The 3,066-nt window shown below is 31.1% G+C and carries 3 protein-coding genes; all 3 read right to left on the bottom strand.

Translation table 11 applies throughout. The features are described 5' to 3' along the window. The coding region (locus DWX91_RS16070) for a DHH family phosphoesterase (protein ID WP_207664040.1) at nt 1-704 on the bottom strand (704 nt) is incomplete at its 3' end. A gap of 18 nt (nt 705-722) precedes the next feature. Further along, a complete protein-coding gene (locus tag DWX91_RS16065) occupies nt 723-1,802 on the bottom strand; it encodes a hypothetical protein (RefSeq protein WP_118539801.1) in 1,080 nt (359 codons plus the stop codon). Nucleotides 1,803-1,817: 15 nt separating this feature from the next. Beyond that, on the bottom strand, nt 1,818-2,939 hold the full coding sequence (locus tag DWX91_RS16060) for a DnaB-like helicase C-terminal domain-containing protein (protein ID WP_182435124.1): 1,122 nt from the start codon (nt 2,937-2,939) through the stop codon (nt 1,818-1,820). Between the last annotated feature and the right edge of the window lie 127 nt (nt 2,940-3,066).

Below are 3,066 nucleotides of genomic sequence, written 5' to 3'. Positions count from 1 at the left end.
TTTTTAATTAATTTAAGACCTTCTAAGATTAAATATCTCGTTTGAAGATTTGTTACATCAGCACGATCACCTATCATACCTAATGTAACCAAATCTAAATAATCATCTGCATAATTTACACCATAATATTCATCTAATACTTTTGTAAATTTATATGTAATTCCAACTCCTGTCATTGCTTTATCAGTTACTCGTTCCGAGAGTTGATTATTAACTATAATAGCTGGATTATTAGTACCATCAATACTATGATGATCTAAAATTACTACATCCTTTCCAGAGGCAATTAATCTTTTACACTCATTCACATCTCCTGTTCCTGCGTCTGGAACAATTATTAACTTGGAATCATCCTGTTCCATATCATCTATAAACTCAGATAATCCATGTATTTTTCCTTTATGAATAAAACATCGAATTTGAATCTCTGGCTTAATTCGTTTAATATATTGATAAATATTTGCTGCGGATGTAAAACCATCCGCATCGCAGTCCACCAATAAGTCAATCACATTGTTATTAGCAATGTGATTGACCACGACATCTCTGGCTTTTTCGATGTTATCAAAAAGGAGTTCACTTTCTACATTTTTTTCAGTTGGATGTAAAAAGGAATCAACATCTTCAATACCTTTCAATTTAAGAATATCTTCCAGTTCACACCCAAATCTGACTGTACCAAGTACATCATATTTGAAAGCCATTCTTATACTCCTCTCTAATTATTGATTAGTTCCAACATAAAGTTTATTGTCCATTAATTGAAGCAAAGTATCTTTTCCTTTATCACTTGGACTATCTTTATATCCCAAAAGACCGTTTGTGTCCCATAATACAGTTACAATTACAAATGCACTAAGTTTATCAATGATCTTATCCTTTATATGTTTCGCCCATTTTTTACATTCTTCTGAATCTAATTCTTGATACTGCTTATCTAATCCAATTATTACTTCTCTAACACCTAGCATGAGAATAATTCCTTTTTGATAATCTGTTAAATTACTTCCACATAAAGCGACAGTAAAATTATCTTCACCAAACATAGTGTCCGTCTGTAAAACTGATTTTTCAGCTTCCACAAGCATTATTTTTCTTTTTCTTTGAATAGCTTTCATATTGTGATTTAATCCGAAAAGATTAAGACCAAGTGAATGATTATAGAATATGTTTCCAATTTTAAATGGCGCATACTTTCCATATAACTCAATATCCATTTCAAGCATCGATCTGGCACGTACACCAATTAATTCATTGGATATGTTATAATGAGGAATAATAATCTTCTGTTGCCATACACAATACATGATTCCATATTTTTTCATACTTCTTATGGAAATTCCTTCATCTATCCAGCATTTAGGATAAAATGGTTGAAAAATTTTTAGAATAGACGGATCATATGGAACTAATTCTTTTTCTTTATTTATTTTCTTCGAACTCTTTTTATAACTTCTAATAAACTCCCAATCTGATATTTGTTCCTGTTTACCAAATCCATATTCACAATTATCCAGATTCAGTTTTATACAAATCCAGTTGATTGCTTTTTGAAACTCTTCCTGAGTAAAATCCTTATATCCCATTACTATACCAATGATGTCTAATTGACCACATTCTGTATAGCAATGAAATGATTTAGAGTTTTTATAATAATAGAGTTTTGGTTTATTTCCATGATGACAAATGGTATCAGTAATCCACATGTCATCATCTTCATAATAGAAAGTCGCTCCCATTTCTAAGAGTAACTTTCTAATATCTTCTTCTGACAATCTTTCTTTTAATTGCTGGGCGGTCATAATATACCTCCCCATTTAGAATTTTTTTGATAATTCAGTAGCAAGATCTGATCCCGATACTTCTACATCGCTTTCGATAATTCCAACGTCTCCCACATCTTCAATTTGAAAGTCAATAATTGTTTTTTCAATATCGGGAATAAGTTCATAATTGTAATCTGTTACAAAGCAGTCAACTTCTCTCATTGTACCCATGTTGAGCTTTGTCCATATGATAATGGATTTCCACTTACCTCCACGATTTTTGAAAACGTAATATGACATATTTGGTACAAGTTTTCCAAAACTTCCATCTGCTTCAAGAATAGGTTTAAGCTTCTTCAAATCCTTATGTGTAACAGGAAGTGCTAAAATACCACCATCTGTTTTCTCGATAATAGCCTTAGAACCCTTTAACGCCCCGGCATCTTTGTTACCATCTTCTTTATAATTATCATTAAGCTGAGTGGCAGATCCGAGATATATTTCAAATTTATTGCAAACAGATTTTAAAGCAGCACTAAATAAAAATAGAATCTGATCTGTTCTCAATCTTGTATGAGTTTTATTGTAATAGTATTCATATAGTGAAGGGGAATCATTGATATAATCAAAGAAACAAGCTACGATATTATGATTTAAGATATATTTTTCAATCATTTCAGAAATGGAATCAATAGTAAAATCTGGCATATACTCAACCCAATATTCATATGACTCTACATACTGAGCTGATTCATTTAAAATTTTTTCTTCTTCTGGAGTAATATTATCCCATCCTTCGATTCTTTCCTGTTCAATGCCACTAACATGAGCGAGAATAATATCCTGAATCTCTTTCTTCTCTAGTTCTGTTGAAATAAATAAAACTGGTTGACTTTCACCTGTTGAAATCCATTGACGTTTATTCCAATCATAGATTCTATCTGACACAATATTGCATCCATCAGCTAGTGAAGAACGTGATTTTCCACCGCCACTAATTGAACTTCGTAATATGTATTTCTTTCTCCTCATACCACGATATACAGTAGTAAGATATGCAGATTGAAATGGATATCCATATACATTTTTCTGATTTTTATGTTCTTCTAGTCGTTCTTTAATTCCATCTCCAACCTTAAAAGAATAATTATCACTAAATGTATTTTTCCACATACTCTTGAAATCCATGAATTTATTATTGATTTCAGTTAGAACATCCATACTTGTCATTTGACTGAATTTCAGAATTTATTATTGATTTCAGTTAGAACATCCATACTTGTCATTTGACTGAATTTCA

The organism is Clostridium sp. AF22-10 (genome assembly GCF_003478725.1).
GTDB lineage: Bacteria > Bacillota > Clostridia > Lachnospirales > Lachnospiraceae > Otoolea > Otoolea fessa.
The sequence above is the reverse complement of the archived record's forward strand: the minus strand, read 5'-3'. Positions and strand labels throughout refer to the sequence as shown.